Here is a 21,608-nt window from a genome sequence, read left to right as displayed (position 1 = left end):
CCCCCCCCCCCCCCCCCCCCCCCCCCCCCCCCCCCCCCCCCCCCCCCCCCCCCCCCCCCCCCCCCCCCCCCCCCCCCCCCCCCCCCCCCCCCCGCCGCTCTTGCGTGTTCTCAACTGGGGCTGGTTTCCGTGGCAGGGTGGAGCGGGCAAGCCACAGGGGGCCAACAGAAGAGGGGGAACCGTGATCGTCTGGGTCAACGGCGCGTTCGGTGCGGGGAAGAGCACCACCGCGCGCGAACTGATCGAGCTGATCCCGAACAGCACGCTCTTCGACCCCGAGGTCATCGGCGGAGCACTGGAGAAGCTGCTTCCGCCCAAGCGCCTCGCGGAGGTCGGCGACTTCCAGGACCTCCCGGTCTGGCGGCGACTCGTGATCGACACGGCGGCGGCGATGCTCGCCGAGCTCGGCGGGACCCTCGTGGTCCCGATGACCCTGCTGCGCCAGGAGTACCGCGACGAGATCTTCGGCGGTCTCGCCGCCCGCCGGATACCGGTCAGCCATGTCCTCCTCGCTCCGGCGGAAACGATCCTGCGGGAGCGCGTGGCCGCCCGCGAGGTTCCCGTGGGCCTTCCCAACGGCGGGATACGCGTCCGGCAGTGGGCCCGCGACCACATCGAGCCGTACAAGGCGGCCCTCGCCGCCTGGCTCACCGCCGACGCCTACCCGGTCGACAACGGAGCCCTCACCCCGTACGACACCGCCCTGCGGATCGCCGAGGCGGTCGGCGGCGGGGCGGCGCCGGCCTGCGACATCGTGCAGACGCCCGAGCCCACCGCCGAGACGGTCGCCGCGGGGGTGCTGCTCTTCGACGAACAGGACCGCGTGCTGCTCGTCGACCCCACCTACAAGGCGGGCTGGGAGTTCCCGGGCGGAGTGGTCGAGCGGGGCGAGGCCCCCGCGCGCGCCGGTATGCGCGAGGTCGCCGAGGAGACCGGGATACGGCTCGACGACGTACCGTCGCTCCTCGTCGTCGACTGGGAGCCGCCCGCGCCGCCCGGCTTCGGCGGCCTGCGGCTGCTCTTCGACGGCGGGCGCCTCGACTCCGCCGCCGCCGGACGGCTGCTGCTGCCCGGGCCGGAACTGCGCGGGTGGCGCTTCGTCTCCGAGACCGAGGCCGCCGAACTGCTGCCGCCGGTCCGCTACGAACGGCTGCGCAGGGCGCTGCGGGCGCGGGAGCGCGGGAAGGCGATGTACCTGGAGGCCGGAGTGCCGGTCGGCTGACCGCGGGCGCCGCGGAGGGGTGCGCGAACGCCCGCGCCGGCAGCCGTACATGCTGCGTGACCTTGGTGCCGGCGGGTGAAGTCCCGGCCGTGGGCGGGGACTTCGCCCGCCGGCGCGGGGTCAGTGGGTGCCGGAGGCGTACGTGCGCAGGAACAGTGCCTCCGTGACCGACAGCCGCTCCAACTCGTCCGGCGACACGCTCTCGTTCACCGCGTGGATCTGCGCCTCGGGCTCGCTCAGGCCGATGAGGAGGATCTCCGCCTCCGGGTAGAGCGCGGCGAGGGTGTTGCACAGCGGGATCGAGCCGCCCTGACCGGCGTACTGCATCTCCTGGCCCGGGTAGGCCACCGCCATCGCGTCGGCCATCGCCCGGTAGGCGGGGCTGGTGGTGTCCGCGCGGAACGCCTGCCCCTGACCGATCTGTTCGGTGCTCACCCGCGCGCCCCACGGCGTACGCGACTCCAGGTGGGCCCGGAGCAGAGCGGTCGCCTCGGCCGCGTCGACGCCCGGCGGGACCCGCAGGCTGACCAGCGCGCGGGCACTCGCCTGCACGGACGGCGTGGCCCCGACCACCGGCGGGCAGTCGATCCCGAGCACGGTGACCGCGGGGCGCGCCCAGATGCGGTCGGCGACCGTACCGGAACCGATCAGCTCCACGCCGTCGAGCACCTTGGCGTCCTTGCGGAACTGCTCGTCGTCGTACTGCAACCCGTCCCATGTGCTGTCGGCGGTCAGCCCGTCCACGGTCGTGGTGCCGTCCTCGGCCCGCAGCGAGTCCAGTACGCGCACCAGCGCGGCCAGCGCGTCCGGCGCGGCCCCGCCGAACTGGCCGGAGTGCAGATTGCCCTCCAGGGTGTCGGTCCGCACCCGCACCAGGGTCATGCCGCGCAGCGTGGTGGTGACCGTCGGCAGACCGGCACGGAAGTTGCCCGCGTCGCCGATCACGATGGCGTCGGCGGTCAGCAGGCCGGGGTGCTCCTCGGCGTACCGCTCCAGGCCGCCGGTGCCCTGCTCCTCCGAGCCCTCCACGATCACCTTGACGTGCACGGGGACGCCGCCGTCGGCCTTCAGCGCGCGCAGCGCCAGCAGGTGCATGATGAAACCGCCCTTGCAGTCGGCGGTCCCGCGTCCGTACCAGCGGCCGTCGCGTTCGGTCAGTTCGAAGGGCGGGGTGGTCCAGCCGGACTCGTCCAGCGGCGGCTGCACGTCGTAATGCGCGTACAGCAGCACGGTCCTGGCGCCCTCGGGGCCGGGCAGGTAGCCGTACACCGACTGCGTGCCGTCCGGGGTGTCCAGCAGTGCCACGTCCTCGAAGCCCTCGGCGGTGAGCGCGTCGGCGATCCAGCGGGCGGCGCCCTCGCTCTCGGCGCGCGGGAACTGGCCGAAGTCCGCCACCGACTTGAAGGCCACCAGTTCGGTGAGCTCCTCCTTCGCCCTGGGCATCAGCGAGGCGACGGTCGCGGCGACCGGATTCGACGACATGGGCACGCTCCTTGTGGGTGCGACGTTGTACTTCCGAGTACTTCTTTGTACGAGATGATCGTGCGGTGTGCGTGAGGACCCGTGTACGGGGCACTCACGTCGCCGATCCTCCCACAGTGGCCCCGGACGACCGCCGCCGTAGGATGCGGGAGGACATCACCGGCAGGCGGCTGGATCGGGAGCAGTAGACCATCGTGAGCAGCGAGAACTCTTCGGCGGACGACGTGCGGCAGGTGTGGGACGTCGTCGTGGTGGGCGCGGGACCCGCGGGGGCCTCGGCCGCCTACGCGGCGGCGGTCGCGGGACGGCGCGTGCTGTTGCTGGAGAAGGCGGAGCTGCCACGCTACAAAACGTGCGGCGGCGGCATCATCGGCCCTTCGCGCGACGCGCTCCCGCCCGGCTTCGAGCTCCCGTTCAAGGACCGGGTGCACGCGGTGACGTTCTCCCACAACGGCCGCTTCAGCCGCACCCGCCGTTCCCGGCGGATGATGTTCGGGCTGATCAACCGGCCCGAGTTCGACCAGCAACTCGTGGAGCACGCGCAGAAGGCGGGCGCCGAGCTGCGCACCGGCGTCGCCGTGCAGCGGGTGGAACAGCACGGCTCGTCCGTACCGGACCGGCGCACCGTCGCGGTCGTCCTGCAGGGCGGCGAGACGGTGCTCGCGCGGGCCGTGGTCGGCGCGGACGGCAGCGCGGGCCGGATAGGAGCGCACGTCGGGGTCAAGGTGGACCAGGTCGACCTGGGCCTGGAGGCGGAGATCCCGGTGCCCGAGACGGTCGCCGAGGACTGGAAGGGGCGGGTGCTCATCGACTGGGGCCCGCTGCCCGGCAGTTACGGCTGGGTCTTCCCCAAGGGCGACACACTGACCGTGGGTGTGATCTCACGGCGCGGTGAAGGCGCCGCCACCAAGCGGTACTTGGAGGACTTCATCGGGCGGCTGGGGCTGGCCGGCTTTGAACCCAGCATCTCCTCGGGACACCTGACCCGCTGTCGCGCGGAGGACTCGCCGTTGTCCCGGGGCCGGGTGCTGGTCTGCGGGGACGCGGCCGGGCTGCTGGAGCCGTGGACCCGCGAGGGCATCTCCTTCGCGCTGCGTTCGGGCCGGCTGGCGGGGGAGTGGGCGGTGCGGATCGCCGAGGCCCACGACGCCGTGGACACGCGCCGCCAGGCGCTGAACTACGCCTTCGCGGTCAAGGCGGGGCTCGGTGTGGAGATGAGCGTCGGCAAGCGGATGCTGGCGGCCTTCGAACAGCGTCCCGGCGTCTTCCACGCGGTCCTCACCGGCTTCCGCCCGGCCTGGAAGGCGTTCAAGGACATCACGCAGGGTTCGACGTCGCTCGGTGAGCTGGTCCGCACCCACCCGATGGCACACCGTGCCCTGCTGGCGCTGGACCGGAGGCGGGCCGGGGACGAGGCCACTTCCCGACCGTGATCCGGAAGACCGGGAGCTTCTCGTCGTCGGGAAGCTCCACCGCGGTCACGGCGCGGACCGTGCGTCCCATGCGCAGTTCCCCCCCCGCCGCAGGCGGCGGGCATGTTGCGCACCCCATGGGAGCGGGCCGCCATGGATGGCAGGGCGTCCCCTCCGGGACCGGCAGCCCGCGACCGGGCCCAACCGGCCGTCCCGGCTTACGAATCCGGCCCGGTCCGCCCGGTCCGCCCGGTCCGAGCCGCCCGCCGGAAGCCCACCAGCACGGAGACCGTGCGGACCGCGAACAGCACCATGGCGAGCACCAGACCGCCCCGCACGAGCAACGTCTCCACGACGCCCGGCAGTTCGAAGAGGAGCGCCGGCCCCGCCACGGCCCCCAGCACGACGGCCGCCGCGAAGGCGGCGCTCACCAGCGCGTAGCCGATCTCGACGGTGATGGCGTCCCGTTCGGCCTGAGTCCGGCGGCCCCCGTAACCCGTCACACTCTCCCCCTGACCGCGCTCACCGCAGGAGTCAAACAGGCGTGCGTCCGGTGGGCAAGCTGGCCGCCTGCTACGGTGCGCCCATGGCGGCGAAGCAGGCCGAACAGGCGCTCGTGGAACGGTGGCGGGGCGTGCTCGCGCTTCATGCGCGCACCCAGTGCGAGATCGACCGGGCCCTGCACCGACACGGGCTGTGCGGCAGTGACTTCGAGGTGCTCGACATTCTCGCGCAGGGCGGCGGACGGGGCGGCTGCTCGTACCGCGTCCAGGAGATCTCCGAACGGGTCCACCTGACCCAGAGCGCGCTGTCCCGGCTCATCGCCCGGCTGGAGAAGGACGGCCTGCTCGTGCGGGGCATGTGCCCGGAGGACCGGCGGGGAGTGCGGGTGTCCCTCACGGGAAAGGGACGCGCGCTGCACGGCGAAGTCCTGCCGGTGCAGCGCGCGGTGCTGGCCCGGATGCTCCCCGAGGACTGAGCGGCCGGGCCCCGCGCCGGCTCAGATCACGGCCGACGTCTCCCGCCACAGCGCGGCGAGCCCCGCGTCACCCGACAGCGCCGGAACCGGTCGCCGGTTCCACAGCGCCAGGTACAACTCATCGGCCGGTCCGGACAGTTCGCACTCCGCGTCCCCGTCCGCGCCCCGAGTGGTCACGGACGGCTCCGGGGACAGGCGTACGGTCCACACCGCGTCCGCGTCGGTGGCGCGCACCCGCAGGACCCGGGGGCGGTCGGTGCGCACCCGGCTCCTGCGCCGCGCGTGGAAGCCGCGCAGCAGCTCGTCCACGCCGTCCACGGCGAACTCCGCGGCGATGGGGGCCGGTTCGCCGCCGCGCGCCGACTCCGCGTCGAACCGGTGAACGGTCGTCTCGTGCGCCTGGCGGCGGGCCCAGAACGCGAGCGAGGAGGACGGCCCGGGCAGAAAGGTGAAGCACTCCACGTCGGGCGCGGCAGCGGCCAGGGTGTCCACGAGACGTCGGTGACCGTCGCGGTACCAGGCCAGGAGTCCGGGGCCGTCCAGATCCGGGTGCTCATCCATCGGGCGGGGTGCGGGATGCCCGTCGGCGACGAACGCGGCCGCCCAGCGGTGCACCACACCGGTGTGCCGGAGCAGATCACGGACCGCCCACCCCGGGCAGGGCGGAACGGAGGCGGCCGTGCCCGCCTCCTCCGCGGCGTCGGCCAGCAACTGGCCCTCCCTGTCCAGGACTTCCACGAACGAGGCGGTCTCCATGGGGTGAGTCTGCCGCACTCGCGGTCCGTCCGGCCCTACGGCAGCGGCGTTCCGCCCGTCGCGTTGACGATCTCGGCCGTGATGTACGACGCGTCCTGGGAGGCGAGGAAGACGTACGCCGGGGCCATCTCGGCCGGCTGGGCCGGCCTGCCGATGGGCGCCTGCTTGCCGAACTCCTTGGTGTCCGGCAGCGTCGCGGGGATCAGCGGTGTCCACACCGGGCCCGGCGCCACGGCGTTCACCCGGATGCCCCGCTCGATCAGCATCTGCGCCAGGCCCTGGGTGAAGGTGACGATCGCGCCCTTGGTGGTGGCGTAGTCCAGCAGGTGCGGGCTCGGCTTGTAGGCCTGCACGGAGGCCGAGTTGATGATGCTGCCGCCCTCGGGCATGTGCGGCAGGGCCATCTTGCACAGCCAGAACATGCCGTACAGATTGGTCCGCAGTACGCGGTCGAACTGCTCGGTGGTGATCGCCTCGATGCCGTCGGGCTGCGACATCTGGAACGCCGCGTTGTTGACCAGGATGTCGATCCGGCCGAACTCCGACACCGCGCGGTCGATCAGCGCCCGGCAGTTCTCCTCGTCCCGCACGTCGCAGGACACGGGCACGGCCCGCCGGCCGGCCTCCTCCACCCAGCGCGCGGTCTCCTCGGCGTCGTCCTTCTCGCTGTCCAGGTGGGCGAAGATCACGTCGGCGCCCTCGCGGGCGAACGCGAGGGCGACCGCCCGGCCGATTCCCGAGTCCCCGCCGGTGATCAGGGCCGCGCGGTCCGTCAGCCGGCCGCTGCCCCGGTAGGAGTCCTCGCCGTGGTCCGGCGGCGGGTCCATCGGCCCGGTCCAGCCGGGGTGCGGCTGGTCCTGGGACGGGAAGTCGGGGGTCGGGTGCTGCTCCAGGGGGTTCTGCTGTTCGGTCACGGTCTCTCCCGGGGGCGTGAAGGCTTCTCTCGCGCTGCCGGCGTCCGCCGACGCAGGGGACCGGCGGACGCCGGTGCCCGGGTACCCCGGCAGCGCCCGTCCGATCCGGTGGCCGGGCGCACCACCCGGACGGCTGCCGGGCAGGCCGGGGGGCCGTGCCGGATCAGGCCGCCTTCACATGGCGGGTGGCGAACCCGATGAGGGTGGCCACCGCCGCCAGCACCGCCACGCTGGTCAGCGCCGCCGGGAGGCCGAACCAGTCCGCCATGAAGCCGATCGCGGGCGGGCCGAGCAGCATGCCGCCGTAGCCGAGGGTGGAGGCGGTCGCCACCCCGCTCGGGCCCGCGAGCGCGCCCGCCCGTTCGATGGCCACCGGGAAGAGGTTCGCGAGCCCCAGACCGGTGACCGCGTAGCCGATCAGGGCCGCGGGCAGGGACGGCGCGAGCGAGCCGAGCAGCATTCCGGCCGCCGCGGTGGAGCCACCCGCGAGGATCGTGGGGGTCCGGCCCAGCCGCTCCAGGAGTGTCGTACCGGTGAGCCGCCCGATCGTCATGGCGAGCGCGAACAGGGTGTACCCGACGGCCGCCGCGCCGGGCGAGGCGCCCAGGTCCTCCTCGAGGTGGAGCGCGCCCCAGTCGGCCAGCGCCCCCTCCCCGTACGCCGTGCACAGGGCGATGAGGCCGAAGACGATCACCAGTGCCCGGGTGCGCCGGTCCAGCCGGCGCGGGGCCGGCCGCTCGGACCGTGCGGGAGCCGCCGGGGTGAGCGGCTCGCACCGCATCAGGGCCCGGCCCGCCACCGCAGTCACCAGCAGCCCGACGACGGCGAGCCCCCACAGGTGCCGGGTCGGCGACAGGGAGCCGGCGACCAGCGCGCCCAGCCCCGCCCCGATCATGCCGCCCAGACTGAACGCGGCGTGGAAGCCGGGCATGATGGGGCGCCGCAGTGCGGCCACCAGATCGACGGCGGCGCTGTTGAAGGCGACGTTGATCCCGCCGTAGGCGGCACCGAACAGCAGGAGCACGGCGCCGAGCGCCGCGGTGGAACGGGTCAGCGGCGGCAGGGCGACGCTGAGGCAGAGCAGGACCGCGCAGACGACGGTGACGAGGTGGCTGCCGTACCGGCGGCACAGCCGGCCGGTGAGCGTCATGGTGACGACGGCGCCGGCGGAGACACCGAGCAGGGCGAGGCCCAGCGCGCTCGCGGAGGCGCCGGTCTGTTCCTTGATGGCGGGGATGCGCACGACCCAGCCGGCGAAGACGAAGCCGTCGAGGGCGAAGAAGGCGGTCAGGGCGAGACGGAGTCGGACGAGGTCGGTACCCGGCACGACACTGTGCGATCGGGTTTTGTTTATCAGCGGCACAAAGTCAGGCTAGGCGGCGACCGGACCGACGGGCAAGGTACCCGCGCAGAGAGTGGAAGGAGTGCTTCGGGAGCCGGGCGGTTAACCCGTGTGAACGTCCCGGATGGTGGGACCGCGCGGCATGGCCGAGCGTGGATCATGCCGGAGAACGGGACATCCGTGCTGTCGAGGAGTCAGCTGCCCGGCCTCCCGCGGAAGGACTGATCGATGCGCTCTGCCCGCATGGCGCTTGCCACCGCAACGGCCGCGGCGGCCCTTGCCGTCGCCGCGCCCGCAGCCTACGCCGACCACACCGGTGACGACGGCCACGACACCACTTCTTACAGCAAGGAACATGACAAGGAAGGCAAGCACGACGAGGAGAGCAAGCACGACGAGGGAAGCAAGCACGACGAGGGAAGCAAGCACGACGAGGAAGGCAAATACGACAAGGAGAGCAAGCACGACAAGCCGCACGGCGGCATGCACACCGGTGGCGGGGCACTGGCCGCGGTGAACGAGGAGGACTGGGGCACCGCCAAGGACCCGAAGTACGACCCCGAGACCTACAAGGACAAGGGTGACAAGGGCGAGTCCCAGAAGGACGAGTCCTGGGGCGACAAGCAGGACAAGGAGTGGAACCACGAGAAGCCGCGCGGCGGCATGCACACCGGTGGCGGCGGCCTCGCCGAGCCCGGTGTCACCGCGGGCGGTCTGGCCGCACTCGGGGTCCTCGGCGCCGGCGCCTACGCGCTGCGCCGCAAGAAGGTCTCCGGCGACGTGGCCTGAGCCGTGCCCGGCGTCATAGCGGCCGGGGCCGTCGTGCGTGCGACGCGCGTCATGACGGCCCCGCCCGCTCGTTCGTGTGTCGTACCCGCTGCCGTGCCCGAATGAGGTGGTCCCCCCGATGCCGGCCAGTCCGAGTCCCAGTCCCGCTCCCCGTGCCCCCGAAACCGACGCGGCGTCACCGACGAGGCGCAGACTGCGCGCCATAATGACGGCCGTCTTCTGGAGCGGGGCCGGCCTGGTGCTGGCCATGACGCTGCTGGGCGGCGGACAGGACACCCCCGACGACGCCCACGGACCGCACGCGCCTCCGGCGGTCTCCGCGGCGCCCTCCGCCTCGCGCTCGGCCGGCCCGGCCGCGGACGAACCCGCCGGCAAGGCCCTGCCGCGCTCCGAGCCGACCCGCCTGGTCGTCCCCGGCATCGACGTCGACGCCCCCTTCACCGATCTCGCCATCAACGGCAAGGGACAGCTCGAACCGCCGCCGGCCCACGACACCAACCTCGTCGGCTGGTACGCCAAGGGCGTCTCCCCGGGAGAACGCGGTACGGCGATCATCGCCGGCCACGTGGACACGGCGACCTCCCCGGCCGTGTTCGCGCGACTCGGCGAGCTGGAGAAGGGCGACCGCTTCCGGGTGCTGCGGGCCGACGGCAGCAAGGCCACCTTCGAGGTCGCCGAGACGGAGTCCTTCGACAAGGACGACTTCCCCGACGAGCGCGTCTACGCCGACACGCCCGACGCCCAGGTGCGGCTCATCACCTGCGCCGGCGACTACGACCACTCCGCCAAGGACTACACCGAGAACCTGGTGGTCTTCGCCCGGCTGGTCTGAGCGGGCCGGAAGCGGCTGCCCGGAAGGGGGAGGGACCTTCCGGGCAGCCCGTCCCTCAGGTCACCGAGCAGTCCGCGCCGTTCAGGGCGAACGCCGTGGGACTCGGGTTGGCACCGGACCGCGTTCCCGTGAAGCCCAGGGTGACCGACCCGGAGGCCGCGATCGACGCGGTGTACGGGGCGGCGGTCACGGTGACCCCGGAACCGTTCTGCACCGGCGTGCCGCCCCACAGGTTGGTGATCCGCTGGCCTGCGGAGAAGGCCCAGCGCAGCGCCCACCCGTCGACCGCCGAGCCGCCGGTGTCGCGCACGGTCACCTCGGCCTGGAACCCGCCGGGCCACTCGGCCGTCACCCGGTAGCCCACCTCGCAGGCGCCCGTCGTACCGCCGGGGGAGGCGGTGACGGTCACCGCGGCCGAGCGCGGCGAGCGGTTGCCGGCGGCGTCCGGGCGTAGACCCGGGAAGAACGGCCGCCTCCTGACGCACGGCGAGCACGCGGGGACACCCCCGTACGGGCACCGTTAGATCAGGTCCGGGCGCCCTTCCGGGGCAGCACCCGGCGCACCAGCGGCCAGGCGAGCAGCAGCACCACCACCGTGTAGACGATCACCGAGAAGGGAGTGTCGACCAGGCCGGTGACGCTGCCGTCGCTGATCTGCAGCGCGCGCCGCAGCTGCTGCTCGGCGGCCGGGCCGAGGATGACCCCGATGACGGCGGGCAGCACCGGCAGGCCGTAGCGCCGCATGCCGAAACCGATCAGGCCGATGATCAGCAGCAGCACCAGGTCGATCACCTCACCGCCGACCGCGTACGCGCCCACCGCCGCGAAGAACATGATTCCCGCGTACAGGTACGGCCGCGGAATGCGCAGCAGCTTCGCCCACACCGGTGCCAGCGGCAGGTTGAGGGCGAGCAGCAGCACCATGCCCACGAACAGTGAGGCGATCAGGCCCCACACCAGGTCCGGTTCGCGTTCGAAGAGCAGCGGGCCCGGCTGGATGCCGTACTGCTGGAACGCGGCCAGCATCACCGCCGCGACCGCCGTGGTCGGCAGGCCCAGGGTCAGCATCGACACCAGCGTGCCCGCCGCCGAGGCCGACGCCGCCGACTCCGGACCCGCGACCCCCTCGATGGCGCCCTTGCCCCACTCGTCCTTGTGCTTCGACAGCCGCTTCTCCGTGACGTACGACAGGAAGGTCGGGATCTCCGCCCCGCCCGCCGGGATCGCTCCGAACGGGAAGCCGATGAACGGGCCACGCGCCCAGGACTTCCAGGTGCGCCGCACGTCGGCGCGGCCCAGCCACGGGCGGCCCACCGGGATCGGGTCCGGCGGCCGGCGCCGCAGATGCGCGGCCACCCAGAGCGCCTCGCCGATGGCGAACAGACCGACCGCGACGATCACCACGTCGATGCCGTCCGCGAGTTGCAGCGAACCGAACGTCAGCCGCTGCTGGCCGGTCATCTGGTCCAGGCCCACCAGGCCGATGGCCAGGCCGATCAGCAGCGAGGCCAGGCCGCGGATCCGGGAGGAGCCGAGCACCGACGTCACGGCGATGAACGCCAGCACCATGATGGCGAAGTAGTCGGGGGCGCCGATGCCCACCGCGAGATCGGCGACCGTCGGCGCCAGCACCACGAGCAGGATCGTGCCCACCATGCCGCCCGCGAAGTGCCCGATCGCGGCGGCCGCGAGGGCCTGCGAGCCGCGCCCCGCCTTGGCCATGGGGTTGCCCTCCATGGCCGCGACCACGGCCGCACTCTCACCGGGTGTGTTCAGCAGGATGGAGGTGGTCGAGCCGCCGAACATCGCGCCGTAGTAGATCCCCGCGAACATGATGAACGCGCCGGTCGGGTCGAGCCCGTACGTCACCGGCAGCAGCAGCGCCACCGCCATCGCCGGGCCGATGCCGGGCAGCACCCCGATCGCCGTGCCGAGCAGCACACCCACGGCGGCCCAGAGCAGATTGAGCGGGGTGAGGGCCGTACCGAAGCCGTCCAGAAGGGAGTTGAAGGCGTCCATGTCACTCTGCTCCCATCAGCGGACCGCCGGGCAGCGGCACCCCGAGCAGGTTGTTGAACACGGCGTAGGTGACGAGCGAGACCACCGCCGCGATCAGCGGGTCACGGTCGAACCTGCGGCTGCCGAGCGCGAAGGCCGCGCCCCAGAACAACAGCGCCCCCGCCACCGGGAATCCGAGCGGCTCGATGAGCACGGCGGCCCCGAGGAACACTCCCGTGAGCAGCAACACCGTGCGCCAGTCGGCGGGTTCGGACAGATCGACGTCCTCGCCGGTCTCGGCCCGGCCCCGGCCGCCGCGCAGCACGTCGACCGCGAGCAGCGCGGCCACGACGAGCAGGCCGGTGCCGACGACGACGGGCACGGTCCTCGGGCCGACCGGACCGCGCTGGGTGATGTCGACGTCCATGGTGAGCGCGTCGGTCAGCAGCAGCACGCCCAGGGCCAGCAGCAGGACGCAGACGCCGAGTTCGGAGTGGTCGCGGAGCCAGGAGCGCCGTTCGGCGGCGGGCGCCGGGGTGGTGCCGGTGGTCGGTGTCGTCACAGGCCGAGCTCCTTCAGTACCGAGACCACGCGCTCGTCCTCCGCGTCCAGGAACTCACCGAACTCCTCGCCGGTCAGGAACGCGTCGTCCCAGCCGTTGCGCTTCATCGACTCCCGCCACTCCTTCGAGTCGTGCAACTCCTCCACGAGGCGCACGAGTTTGGTGCGCTCGGCGTCCGTGAGGCCGGGCGGGGCGACGATGCCCCGCCAGTTGGTGAAGCTCACGTCGTAGCCCGCCTCCTGGAGCGTGGGCGCGTCGAGTCCCGCGACCCGCTCCGGGCCGGTGACCGCGAGCAGCCGCAGCTCACCGGAGTTGATCTGGTCGAGGTACTCACCGACACCGGAGACACCGAAGGTCACCTTGTTGCCGAGGATCGACGCGAGCAGTTCACCGCCGCCGTCGAAGGGGATGTAGTTGACCTGCTTCGGCGGGATCCCGGCCGCCCGCGCCATCAGCATCGGCGCGAGATGGTCGGGCCCGCCGGGGGAGGACCCGCCGCCCACCGGATGCCTGCCGGGATCGTCCTTCCAGGCGCCGATCAGATCGTCGATCGTCTTGTACGGGGAGTCCTTCCCGACCACGACGACGTCCTGCTCCTCGGTGAGCCGGGCGATGGGAGTGGTGTCCGCGAGCGTCTTGGGCGCGTCGTTGGACCGCACGGCGCCGACGACGCCGAGGCCCATCGACATCGCGAGCCTGCCGTTGCCGTGCTCGCTCACCAGCCGGCTCAGTCCGACGGTGCCGCCGGCGCCCGGCAGGTTGAACACCTCGATGCCGTGGGTGAGTCCGGCGTCCTCGGCGTTCTTCGCGGCCGTGCGGGCGGTGATGTCGTAGCCTCCGCCGGGCGAGTTGGGGACCATGAAGCGCAGGCCGGGGATGCGTGTGCCGCTCTCGGCGCCGCTGCCCGTCGTGAGCAGGGGCGGGCCCACGAGTACGAGCACGGCGGCCCCGAGCAGGGCGAGGGGTGTGCGCAGGCGCACGAGTGCCACCACCTGTCGGTCGGTCGTCTGGGATCGGGCCGGGCCCCGTGCGGGGGAGGGCGACGTGGGCCGGCGTGGGCCACATGGTGCCCGCGCCCCGGTGGGCTGTCGCGCTTGCGGAACCAATGGAGGTTGTGGTCATTGCGTCAGCGGGGGTGCCGGGGGTGTGTCCGCGGGGAGCGCGCGCGGTGCGGGGTGCGTCCGCGCAGCGGACCCGTGGTGCGGATCTCTTTCCTCCACCGCAGGTGGGCGCCATGATGGGCGGCTCGAGGCCACCTCACCGACGCGGTGGCGTAAGGAGCGGACCCCATGACGAGCACGCGGATCGACAGCGAGCGCCCCATGCCCGTGACCGACGACGCGATCGGCGTGCTCGTGGTCGACGACGACTTCCGGGTGGCCCGGGTGCACCGGGCCTACGTCGAACGCCTCGACGTGTTCCGGGTGGTCGGGGTGGCCGGCACCGGTGAGCAGGCCCTCGCGGCCGTGGACGAACTGCGGCCCGACCTGGTGCTGCTCGACCTCTACCTGCCCGATGTGTTCGGTCTGGACGTCATCCCCCGGCTGCGCACCGCCGGGCACGACTGCGACGTGATGGTCATCAGCGCCGCCCGGGAGGCGGACGCGGTGCGCGGTGCGGTACGGCAGGGGGTGGTCGACTATCTGCTCAAGCCGTTCGACTTCGAGGACCTGCGGGGGCGGCTCGAGCGGTACGCCCTCCAGCGCGGGCGGATGCTCGACACGGTGGTCCGGGGGCAGGCCGACGTCGACCGCGTACTGGCGGGGGCGGCGGCCGGACCGGTGTCACCGGTGCTGCCCAAGGGCATGAGCGCGGAGACCGCGGGGCTGATCGAACGCACCCTGCGGGCGGCGGACGGCAGCCTGTCGGCGACCGAGTGCGCCGGTCTGACGGGGGTTTCGCGGGTCAGCGCGCGTCGGTATCTGGAGTACTTCCACACCGTGGGGAGCGCGGAGGTGTCGTTGCGGTACGGGGCGACGGGGCGGCCCGAACGCCGGTACCGGTTCGTGGGGGCGGGCGGAGCGCTCCGCGCCGGCGGCGGGGCGCGGGCGTAGGGCCCGTCGTTCGGAACATGCCGCAGCACACGGGCGCTGCCTCGCCGGCACCGTGATCCGAACGACGGGCCCGGGCCGTACATGCGCGGCGGCGTACGCGACCGCCGCCCGTCCTCCCCGGCGTTCCCAGCGGGACGGCGACCGTCTCAGCCGCGCCGGACGCCCCGTGCGAACGACGCCGGGAAGCGTGCCGACGCCACCGCCAGGGCGGTCGCCGCGCTGGCGATGCCCAGCACGGCCCCCGCCGCCACATCGCCCGGATAATGGACGCCCGTGTGGATACGGGAGTAGCCGACCGCCCCCGCCAGCGCCCCCAGCGGCACGGACGCGGCGGGCAGCACCGTCCCGACCGCTGTCGCGAACGCCACCGCCGACGCCGTGTGCCCGGAGGGGAACGACGCCGACGTCGGCATCGGTACATGCCGGTCCACGGTCACCCGCGCCGCCTCCCGGTCCGGGCGGGCCCTGCGCACCAGACGCTTGCCCAGCAGGTTCGCCGACGCCGACGCCACCGCTATGGCCCCGACCCCGGCGAGCGCCGCCCGGCGCGGGCGGGACCCGGCCAGGGCGAGCGCACCGGCGATGGTGAACGAGATCTTCGAGTGGTCCGCCGTGTGGGAGAGGCGGCGCAGCGCCCGGTCCAGGGTCGGTGTCGGAGTGGCCGCGACCGCCGCGTACAGGGCGCCGTCCACCGCCCTGAGGTCGCCGAGGACCGCGGAGGCGACCCTGCGCAGTCCGTCGGCGGCCGGTACCGGCCGGGTGAGCGGACGGGTGACGTCCTGGTCGGTGGTGGGCGGCTCGCTCATCTGTCTCTCCCGCGGTGGCGTCGTGGAGTGGCGTACCCGCACCTGGTGCGGGAATCACCAGGTGCCCACGGTACGCAAGAACCACACGGGCAGCCCGCCCGCCCCCGCCCCCGGCGGATCAGCCGGCCCGGAAGGCCTGCGGGCGCAGGGAGTTGCCGGCCACGAAGACCGGGGGAGCCCGGCCCGGAGCCGCTCGACCACGTCCCCCTCGCTCTGCGGCAGGACCCCGGCGACGACGTCCTCGGGGGCCGGCTTCCGTATACCCCCGGCCCGTATCCGTCCCAAGGGGCCGAAAGACTTGACTAGGTACCCCCTGGGGGTATTGTGAGCTGTATGGATCGGCTCGGAGTGAGCCGCACGCCCCTGTTCCTCGAGGAGACGGTCATGCACACCGGACTGAAGATCACCGCGTTCGCCGCCGCCCTGGCCGCCACCTTCGGGACGGCCTACGGCATCGGTGAGAGCCTCGACCCGGTCGTCGCGGAGCGTGCGCCCGCGCACGACGAACGGCACGCGTCGCCCTCCCCGGAGGTGGAGGACAAGGGCGGGCACACCGGGCACGACGGGCCCCCGGCCGGCGGGCTCCAGATCTCCGAGGGCGGATACACCCTCGACCTGCGGACCCCGGCGGTCACCACCGGAAGCCGCACCGACCTGCGCTTCACCGTGCGGGACGACGACGGGCGGGCCCTGACCGAGTACCGCCGCGAGCACGACAAGGAACTCCATCTGATCGTCGCCTCACGCGATCTGCTCACCTACCGCCATCTGCACCCCACCCGCGCGGCCGACGGCACCTGGAGCGTCCCCGTCGACCTGCCCCGGGCCGGCGGTTACCGGGTCCTCGCCGACTTCACCCCGGCGAAGAAGGGTGCCGAGAACCTCACCCTCGGCGCGGACCTGGCCGTCTCCGGCTCCTACCGGCCGCAGGAACTCCCGCCGGCCGACCGCACGGCCCGGGTCGACGGCTACGACGTCGAGCTGACCGGCACGCTGAAGCCGGGCCGGGCGAGCGAACTGGGTCTGCGCGTCTCGCGTGACGGCAAGCCGGTCACCGACCTCCAGCCCTACCTCGGCGCCTACGGCCACCTCGTCGCCCTGCGCGCCGGAGACCTCGCCTACCTGCACGTTCATCCGCACGGCGAACCCGGTGACGGCCGCACCGAGCCCGGCCCCGAGGTGTCCTTCACGGCCACCGCGCCCAGCGGTGGCAGCTACCGGCTGTTCCTGGACTTCAAGCACGACGGAGTCGTCCGCACCGCGGCGTTCACGGTCCGCGCCGGTGCGGCGGCGGCGACGGACGCGCCGACGCCCGCGGACGGCACGCCGGAGCACACCGACGGGCACGGTCACTGAGCCTCGGTGGCCACGGGCACTGGTCCTCAGCCCAGGGCGCGGTCCAGATTGAAGGCGGCGCTGATCAGGGAGAGGTGTGTGAAGGCCTGCGGGAAGTTGCCCCGCTGCTCCCCGGTGTGACCGATCTGCTCGGCGTACAGCCCGAGGTGATTGCCGTAGGTCAGCATCTTCTCGAAGGCGAGGGCCGCCTCGTCCAGCCGCCCGGCCCGGGTCAGCGCCTCGACGTACCAGAACGAGCAGATGGAGAACGTGCCCTCGTCGCCGTGCATGCCGTCGGGGCTCGTCCGGGGGTCGTAGCGGTAGACCAGCGAGTCGGACACCAGCTCCTCGGTGAGGGAGTCGAGCGTGGAGAGCCACTTGGGATCGGTCGGCGCGATGAACTTCGCCATCGGCATCATCAGCACCGCGGCGTCCAGCACGTCCGTCTCCTCGTGCTGAACGAACGCCTGCCGCGCCGGGGACCAGCCGTCGCTCATGATCCGCCGGTAGATGGTGTCACGGCTCGCCCGCCACCGGGGCAGGTCGGCGGGCAGACCGCGCTGGTGGGCCATGCGGACGGCCCGCTCGATCGCCACCCAGCACATCAGCCGGGAGTACAGGAACCTCCTCCGTCCGCCGCGCGTCTCCCAGATGCCCTCGTCGGGCTGGTCCCAGTGCGCGCACACCCAGTCCACCAGCGCCGTCACATGGTCCCACTGCTCGCTGGAGACCGGCTCGGCCCACTTGTCGTACAGATAGATCGAGTCGATCAGCGCCCCGTAGATGTCGAGCTGAAGCTGGTCGGCCGCGCCGTTGCCGATCCTGACCGGCGCCGAGCCGAGGTGGCCCTCCAGATGGCCGAGTTCGTGCTCGGTGAGGTTGGTACGGCCGTCGATGCCGTACATGATCTGCAGCGGTCCGGAGGGCTTGTCGTCGCCCGGGCTGATGTGCCGGGAGACGAACGCCATGAACGCCTCCGCCTCCTCGGTGAATCCCAGCCGCAGCAGCGCGTACACGCAGAACGCCGCGTCGCGCACCCACACGTACCGGTAGTCCCAGTTGCGTTCCCCGCCGATGTCCTCGGGCAGGCTGGTCGTGGGCGCCGCCACGATCGCGCCCGTCGGCGCGTAGGTCAGCAGTTTCAGCGTCAGGGCGGAGCGGTGCACCATCTCCCGCCAGCGCCCCCGGTACCGCGAGGAGGACAGCCAGCGCCTCCAGTACGCCACCGTCGCGGCGAACTCCCGCTCCGCCTCCCCGCACTCGCACCGGTCCGGCGGCACGTTCCCGTCGGACTGGTCCAGGGTGAGCACCGCCGTCTCGCCCTCGGCCAGCGCGAACGCGGCCCGCACGTCCTCCCCGTCGGCCTCCAGCGGGACGGTCGCCGTGAGCGCGAGGGACAGGTCCCGGGACGCGAAGACCGCGACGTCACCGGTCAGCCGCAGGGTGTGCGGGTGGGCGCCGTAGCCGAAGCGGGGGGCCACCCGGGCCCGGAAGGACAGGGAGCCGCGGACGCACAGCACCCGCCGGATCAGCCGGTGCGGGCGGTCCGTGGCGGATTCGCCGTCGGTGGGGATGAAGTCCTGCACCTCACCGACCCCGTCCTCGGTGTAGAACCGGGTGATCAGGACGTTGGTGTCGGGGAAGTAGAACTGCTTGGTGTGGGCCGGCACGGCCGCGGCCAGCTCGAAGCAGCCGCCCCGCTCGGCGTCCAGGATCGCGGCGAACACGCTCGGCGAGTCGAAGGACGGGCAGCAGTACCAGTCGATGGTGCCGTCCGTGCCCACCAGGGCCGCGCTGCGCAGGTCGCCGATCAGCCCGTGATCGGCGATCGGCAGGTGCCGCGGCTCGGCGGCGGTGTCGCGTTTCCCGGCTGTCCCGTCCATCGCAGCCTCCCTGACCGGCGGCACGCGTCAGGGCGTGTACCGCCCGTCCGTCCAGCCTAGGACCCGGACCGGCCAGGGGCTTCCCGTCGCTCCGGGGCCGGTGCCCGCTCCGCCCCGGAGGTACGCCCCCGGGGGCGATGGTGCCGGCCCAGGAGACGCCGTACCTCCTGGTGGACGAGTCCACGACCTTCCTCGTGCAGGGCCGCGACCACCGTGCGGCCCAGCCCTCGACCGACCCCGTTCCACGGATGCCGGCCGCATGATGCTTGATTCTGCTCGAAACTCGGCTCTATCTTGCAAGAACAATCATCGAGCGGGTGGGGTGGCCCATGGCCCATGTCGAGGACGAACTGAACAGCCAGCCCGAGTGCTGGCAGCGCGCCGCGGGGCAGGCCGGGACACACGCACCCGCCCTGCCGGCGCCGGGGGAGCGGATCGCACTGGTCGGCTGCGGCACGTCGTACTACATGGCGCAGGCCGCGGCCGCCCTGCGGGAGGGCGCGGGCCAGGGCGAGAGCGACGCCTTCGCCGCCTCCGAGTTCCCGCACCACCGCGCCTACGACCGGGTCGTCGCCCTCACCCGCTCCGGCACCACCACCGAAGTCCTCGACCTGCTCGGCCGGTTGAAGGGCGGCACCCGCACCACCGCGCTCACCGCCGACCCGGCCACCCCCGTGACGTCCCTCGCCGACGAGACCGTCGTCCTCGACTACGCGGACGAACGCTCCGTCGTACAGACCCGGTTCGCCACCACCGCCCTCACCCTGCTCCGCGCCCACCTGGGCCTGCACACCGACACGGTCGTCGCGGACGCCCGCACGGCCCTGGACACCCCGCTGCCCGAAGGGCTCGCCGACTGCGCCCAGTTCACCTTCCTCGGCCGCGGCTGGACCGTCGGGCTGGCCAACGAGGCCGGCCTGAAGATGCGCGAGGCCGCACTGGCCTGGACGGAGGCCTACCCGGCCATGGAGTACCGGCACGGCCCCATCAGCGTCAGCACCTCCGGCACCGCGACCTGGATGTTCGGCGACGCACCGCACGGACTGGCCGCGCAGGTCCGCGCCACCGGCGCACGGTGGATCGAGGGTGCCCTCGATCCGCTCGCCGAACTCGTGCGCGCCCAGCGGCTCGCGGTCGCCGTCGCCGCGGCCCGCGGCCTGGACCCCGACCGGCCCCGCCACCTCACCCGCTCGGTCGTCCTCGCCCCCTGACCGCCGGAAAGGACCGACCGTGTCCCTCGCCACCACAGGCGAACTCGTCGCCCGTGCCGCCGCCGGCCGTTCGGCGGTCGCCTCGTTCAACATCATCACCCTCGAACACGTCGAGGCGGTCATCGCCGGCGCCGAGTCGGTGAACGCCCCCGTCGTCCTCCAGGTCAGCGAGAACGCCGTCGCGTTCCGCCACGGCCGGCTGCTCCCGCTCGCCCGCGCCGCCGTCACCGCCGCCGAAAGCGCCGCCGTCCCCGTCGCGCTCCACCTCGACCACGTGCGGAGCGACGCCCTGCTGCGCCGGGCCCCGGACGCGGGCTTCTCCTCCGTGATGTACGACGCCGCCCGGCTGCCCTACGCCGACAACCTCGCCGCGACCCGGGCCGCCGTCGACTGGGCCCACGCCCAAGGGCTGTGGATCGAGGCGGAGTTGGGGGAGATCGGCGGCAAGGACGGCGAGCCCGCCCCGGACCCCCACGCCCCCGGTGCCCGTACCGACCCCGGCCAGGCGCGCGCCTTCGTCGCCGACTCCGGTGTGGACGCCCTCGCCGTCGCCGTCGGCACCACCCACGCCATGACCACCCGCACCGCCACCGTCGACCACGCCCTCCTCGAACGGCTGGCCGCCGCCGTGGATGTCCCCCTCGTCCTGCACGGCTCCTCCGGCCTCCCCGACGGCGAACTCGCCGCCGCCGTCACCGGCGGCATCGCCAAGGTCAACGTCGGAACCGCCCTGAACATCGCCATGACCGGCGCCATCAGGGAGTACCTCACCGCCCACCCCGCCGCCGTCGACTCCCGCGGCTACCTCACGGTGGGCCGGGAGGCGATGACCCGGGCGGTGGCGGGGATCATCCGGGCGCTCGGCCCGGTTCCCGTGCCGTCCTGAGCTACCGCTTCACAGCCTTCAGCACCACGAACTTCGGGTCGCTCGCCACCACTTCGCTGTTGCCGAACAGCCGGCGCAGTTTCACGTGGTACCCCAGGTGCCGGTTGCCGATCACCCACAGCTCGCCGCCCGGGCGCAGGGCGCGGCGGGCGTCGGTGAACATGCGCCGGGCCGTGGTGTCGGTGGTCGCCTGGTGGGAGTGGAAGGGCGGGTTGTTGAGCACCAGGTCGACGCTGCCGGCCGGTACGCCCGACAGGCCGTCGCCGACCCGGAACTCGGCGCGCCCGGGCACGCCGTTCGCCCGGTAGGTGGCCTCCGCGGACGCCACCGCCTGGAAGGACTCGTCCACGAACAGCACCTCGGCCCGCGGATCGGCCAGTGCCACAGCGGTGCCGACGACGCCGTTCCCGCAGCCCAGGTCCACCACCCGGCCGCCGTCCCGGCCGGCGGGCAGATGCCGCAGGAAGAACCGGGTGCCGATGTCGAGACGGTCCGCGCAGAACACCCCGGCGTGGTTGACGACCGTCCGCCCGGAGACCGGGCCGATGCCGTCGGGGAGCGTGTAGCGGTACGGCCAGGGGCTGGCGGGGCGGGCCTGCGCGGGACCGGGTGTGCAGAGGATCAGCCGCGCCTTCCTCTCGGCGAGCGAGGTCCTGGTCGGGCCGAGGATCCGCTCGAAGAGGTTCAGCGTCGAGGTGTGGATCTCCTTCACCATGCCGGTGCCGACGACGACCGTGTCCGCGTGGACCGCGGGCGCCAGCCGCAGCAACTGGTCCTCCAGCAGCGCCAGGCTCTTCGGCACCCGGACGAGCAGCACGTCGATTCGCTCCGGCGGGGGATCCTGCGTGGTGAGCAGCCGGACCGTGCCGGGCTCCACACCGTTGCGGGCCAGGTTGGCGCGGGTCGCCTCCTGTCCGAGCCAGGAGTCGGTGATCTGCGTCGGCCGGTGTTCCGCCAGCGCCGTGACCAGCGCGCCCCAGCGGTCGCCGACGACCACGACCGTGCCGGACAGCGGGACCCGGTCGTCGGCGAGATGCCGGAGGAGATACTCGTCGGACGCGTCCCAGGCACGCAGCCTGTCCCGCGGATCCTCGGGGAACCGGGTCAGCACCGGGCCGCCCCACGGAGTCGTCATACGGTCGTTC

At 73.1% G+C, this 21,608-nt stretch carries 20 protein-coding genes and 1 pseudogene; 9 read left to right on the top strand and 12 right to left on the bottom strand.

Features of this window, described 5'->3' with window-relative positions; all coding sequences use genetic code 11:
- The first annotated feature begins 181 nt into the window (after positions 1–181).
- Positions 182–1,222, top strand: a complete 1,041-nt coding sequence (locus ACZ434_RS22985; RefSeq protein ID WP_468458687.1) for an NUDIX hydrolase — start codon at positions 182–184, stop codon at positions 1,220–1,222.
- A 120-nt stretch (positions 1,223–1,342) separates the two neighbouring features.
- On the opposite strand, the gene ACZ434_RS22980 is transcribed toward ACZ434_RS22985, so the two are convergent.
- Entirely contained in the window at positions 1,343–2,704 is a 1,362-nt protein-coding gene (locus tag ACZ434_RS22980; protein ID WP_468458685.1) for a M20/M25/M40 family metallo-hydrolase, read from the bottom strand.
- 194 nt (positions 2,705–2,898) lie between these two features.
- On the opposite strand from ACZ434_RS22980, the gene ACZ434_RS22975 reads away from it, so the two are divergent.
- Positions 2,899–4,137, top strand: coding sequence for a geranylgeranyl reductase family protein (locus ACZ434_RS22975; RefSeq protein WP_468458683.1), 1,239 nt, complete (start codon positions 2,899–2,901; stop codon positions 4,135–4,137).
- A 197-nt stretch (positions 4,138–4,334) separates the two neighbouring features.
- Here the strand turns inward: ACZ434_RS22975 and ACZ434_RS22970 are convergent, their stop codons facing one another.
- Positions 4,335–4,619, bottom strand: a complete 285-nt coding sequence (locus ACZ434_RS22970; protein WP_468458681.1) for a DUF6332 family protein — start codon at positions 4,617–4,619, stop codon at positions 4,335–4,337.
- Positions 4,620–4,702: 83 nt separating this feature from the next.
- Between ACZ434_RS22970 and ACZ434_RS22965 the strand changes: the two genes are divergently transcribed.
- Positions 4,703–5,095 (top strand): MarR family winged helix-turn-helix transcriptional regulator, encoded by a 393-nt coding sequence (locus ACZ434_RS22965; RefSeq protein WP_468458679.1) that lies wholly within the window; start codon positions 4,703–4,705, stop codon positions 5,093–5,095.
- Between the two features lie 21 nt (positions 5,096–5,116).
- On the opposite strand, the gene ACZ434_RS22960 is transcribed toward ACZ434_RS22965, so the two are convergent.
- From ACZ434_RS22960 to ACZ434_RS22950, 3 genes are all read right to left on the bottom strand, one after another.
- Positions 5,117–5,851: a maleylpyruvate isomerase family mycothiol-dependent enzyme gene (locus ACZ434_RS22960; protein WP_468458677.1), complete on the bottom strand. Its 735-nt coding sequence runs from the start codon at positions 5,849–5,851 to the stop codon at positions 5,117–5,119.
- 35 nt (positions 5,852–5,886) lie between these two features.
- Positions 5,887–6,765, bottom strand: a complete 879-nt coding sequence (locus ACZ434_RS22955) for an SDR family oxidoreductase (RefSeq protein WP_468458675.1) — start codon at positions 6,763–6,765, stop codon at positions 5,887–5,889.
- Between the two features lie 163 nt (positions 6,766–6,928).
- Positions 6,929–8,092 (bottom strand): MFS transporter, encoded by a 1,164-nt coding sequence (locus ACZ434_RS22950; protein ID WP_468458673.1) that lies wholly within the window; start codon positions 8,090–8,092, stop codon positions 6,929–6,931.
- 243 nt (positions 8,093–8,335) lie between these two features.
- Here ACZ434_RS22950 and ACZ434_RS22945 point away from each other — a divergent pair, with 243 nt between their 5' ends.
- Together ACZ434_RS22945 and ACZ434_RS22940 are read left to right on the top strand one after the other, a co-directional pair.
- A complete protein-coding gene (locus ACZ434_RS22945; protein WP_468458671.1) occupies positions 8,336–8,896 on the top strand; it encodes a hypothetical protein in 561 nt (186 codons plus the stop codon).
- 205 nt (positions 8,897–9,101) lie between these two features.
- On the top strand, positions 9,102–9,728 hold the full coding sequence (locus tag ACZ434_RS22940) for a class F sortase (protein WP_468458669.1): 627 nt from the start codon (positions 9,102–9,104) through the stop codon (positions 9,726–9,728).
- A gap of 55 nt (positions 9,729–9,783) precedes the next feature.
- On the opposite strand, the pseudogene ACZ434_RS22935 reads toward ACZ434_RS22940, so the two are convergent.
- The 4 genes and pseudogenes from ACZ434_RS22935 to ACZ434_RS22920 all read right to left on the bottom strand — a co-directional run.
- Positions 9,784–10,173, bottom strand: a pseudogene (locus tag ACZ434_RS22935) (cellulose binding domain-containing protein); the annotation flags it as partial.
- Positions 10,174–10,253: 80 nt separating this feature from the next.
- Complete coding sequence (locus tag ACZ434_RS22930; protein ID WP_468458667.1) at positions 10,254–11,747, bottom strand: tripartite tricarboxylate transporter permease; 1,494 nt, start codon at positions 11,745–11,747, stop codon at positions 10,254–10,256.
- 1 nt (position 11,748) lies between these two features.
- Positions 11,749–12,288 carry a tripartite tricarboxylate transporter TctB family protein gene (locus ACZ434_RS22925; protein ID WP_468458665.1) on the bottom strand — a complete coding sequence of 180 codons (540 nt, stop codon included), beginning with the start codon at positions 12,286–12,288 and terminating at the stop codon, positions 11,749–11,751.
- Positions 12,285–13,268: a Bug family tripartite tricarboxylate transporter substrate binding protein gene (locus ACZ434_RS22920; protein ID WP_468458717.1), complete on the bottom strand. Its 984-nt coding sequence runs from the start codon at positions 13,266–13,268 to the stop codon at positions 12,285–12,287. The genes ACZ434_RS22925 and ACZ434_RS22920 overlap by 4 nt, the downstream gene beginning before the upstream one ends.
- Positions 13,269–13,577: 309 nt before the next feature.
- On the opposite strand from ACZ434_RS22920, the gene ACZ434_RS22915 reads away from it, so the two are divergent.
- On the top strand, positions 13,578–14,342 hold the full coding sequence (locus ACZ434_RS22915; protein ID WP_468458663.1) for a response regulator: 765 nt from the start codon (positions 13,578–13,580) through the stop codon (positions 14,340–14,342).
- A gap of 146 nt (positions 14,343–14,488) precedes the next feature.
- Here ACZ434_RS22915 and ACZ434_RS22910 read toward each other — a convergent pair whose 3' ends face one another.
- A complete protein-coding gene (locus ACZ434_RS22910; protein WP_468458661.1) occupies positions 14,489–15,148 on the bottom strand; it encodes a phosphatase PAP2 family protein in 660 nt (219 codons plus the stop codon).
- Between the two features lie 384 nt (positions 15,149–15,532).
- Between ACZ434_RS22910 and ACZ434_RS22905 the strand changes: the two genes are divergently transcribed.
- A complete protein-coding gene (locus tag ACZ434_RS22905) occupies positions 15,533–16,504 on the top strand; it encodes a hypothetical protein (RefSeq protein ID WP_468458715.1) in 972 nt (323 codons plus the stop codon).
- A gap of 26 nt (positions 16,505–16,530) precedes the next feature.
- Here ACZ434_RS22905 and ACZ434_RS22900 read toward each other — a convergent pair whose 3' ends face one another.
- Positions 16,531–18,366, bottom strand: a complete 1,836-nt coding sequence (locus ACZ434_RS22900; RefSeq protein WP_468458659.1) for a glycoside hydrolase family 15 protein — start codon at positions 18,364–18,366, stop codon at positions 16,531–16,533.
- Positions 18,367–18,695: 329 nt separating this feature from the next.
- Between ACZ434_RS22900 and ACZ434_RS22895 the strand changes: the two genes are divergently transcribed.
- On the top strand, positions 18,696–19,577 hold the full coding sequence (locus tag ACZ434_RS22895) for an SIS domain-containing protein (RefSeq protein WP_468458657.1): 882 nt from the start codon (positions 18,696–18,698) through the stop codon (positions 19,575–19,577).
- Between the two features lie 19 nt (positions 19,578–19,596).
- Positions 19,597–20,463, top strand: a complete 867-nt coding sequence (locus ACZ434_RS22890; protein WP_468458655.1) for a class II fructose-bisphosphate aldolase — start codon at positions 19,597–19,599, stop codon at positions 20,461–20,463.
- A 1-nt stretch (position 20,464) separates the two neighbouring features.
- Here the strand turns inward: ACZ434_RS22890 and ACZ434_RS22885 are convergent, their stop codons facing one another.
- Positions 20,465–21,598: a methyltransferase gene (locus tag ACZ434_RS22885; protein ID WP_468458713.1), complete on the bottom strand. Its 1,134-nt coding sequence runs from the start codon at positions 21,596–21,598 to the stop codon at positions 20,465–20,467.
- Positions 21,599–21,608: the final 10 nt, after the last annotated feature.

It is taken from the genome of Streptomyces sp. NPDC030893, assembly GCF_055571535.1.
Note: the sequence above shows the minus strand (reverse complement) of the source record. Positions and strands in the feature narration are given on the sequence as shown.

Coding starts and splice junctions, on each gene's coding strand:
- ACZ434_RS22930 (WP_468458667.1), bottom strand. CDS start 11,747: ATGGACGCCTTCAACTCCCTTCTGGACGGCTTCGGTACGGCCCTCACC.
- ACZ434_RS22965 (WP_468458679.1), top strand. CDS start 4,703: ATGGCGGCGAAGCAGGCCGAACAGGCGCTCGTGGAACGGTGGCGGGGC.
- ACZ434_RS22910 (WP_468458661.1), bottom strand. CDS start 15,148: ATGAGCGAGCCGCCCACCACCGACCAGGACGTCACCCGTCCGCTCACC.
- ACZ434_RS22980 (WP_468458685.1), bottom strand. CDS start 2,704: ATGTCGTCGAATCCGGTCGCCGCGACCGTCGCCTCGCTGATGCCCAGG.
- ACZ434_RS22915 (WP_468458663.1), top strand. CDS start 13,578: ATGACGAGCACGCGGATCGACAGCGAGCGCCCCATGCCCGTGACCGAC.
- ACZ434_RS22940 (WP_468458669.1), top strand. CDS start 9,102: ATGACGGCCGTCTTCTGGAGCGGGGCCGGCCTGGTGCTGGCCATGACG.
- ACZ434_RS22895 (WP_468458657.1), top strand. CDS start 18,696: ATGGCCCATGTCGAGGACGAACTGAACAGCCAGCCCGAGTGCTGGCAG.
- ACZ434_RS22885 (WP_468458713.1), bottom strand. CDS start 21,598: ATGACGACTCCGTGGGGCGGCCCGGTGCTGACCCGGTTCCCCGAGGAT.
- ACZ434_RS22905 (WP_468458715.1), top strand. CDS start 15,533: ATGCACACCGGACTGAAGATCACCGCGTTCGCCGCCGCCCTGGCCGCC.
- ACZ434_RS22900 (WP_468458659.1), bottom strand. CDS start 18,366: ATGGACGGGACAGCCGGGAAACGCGACACCGCCGCCGAGCCGCGGCAC.
- ACZ434_RS22945 (WP_468458671.1), top strand. CDS start 8,336: ATGCGCTCTGCCCGCATGGCGCTTGCCACCGCAACGGCCGCGGCGGCC.
- ACZ434_RS22960 (WP_468458677.1), bottom strand. CDS start 5,851: ATGGAGACCGCCTCGTTCGTGGAAGTCCTGGACAGGGAGGGCCAGTTG.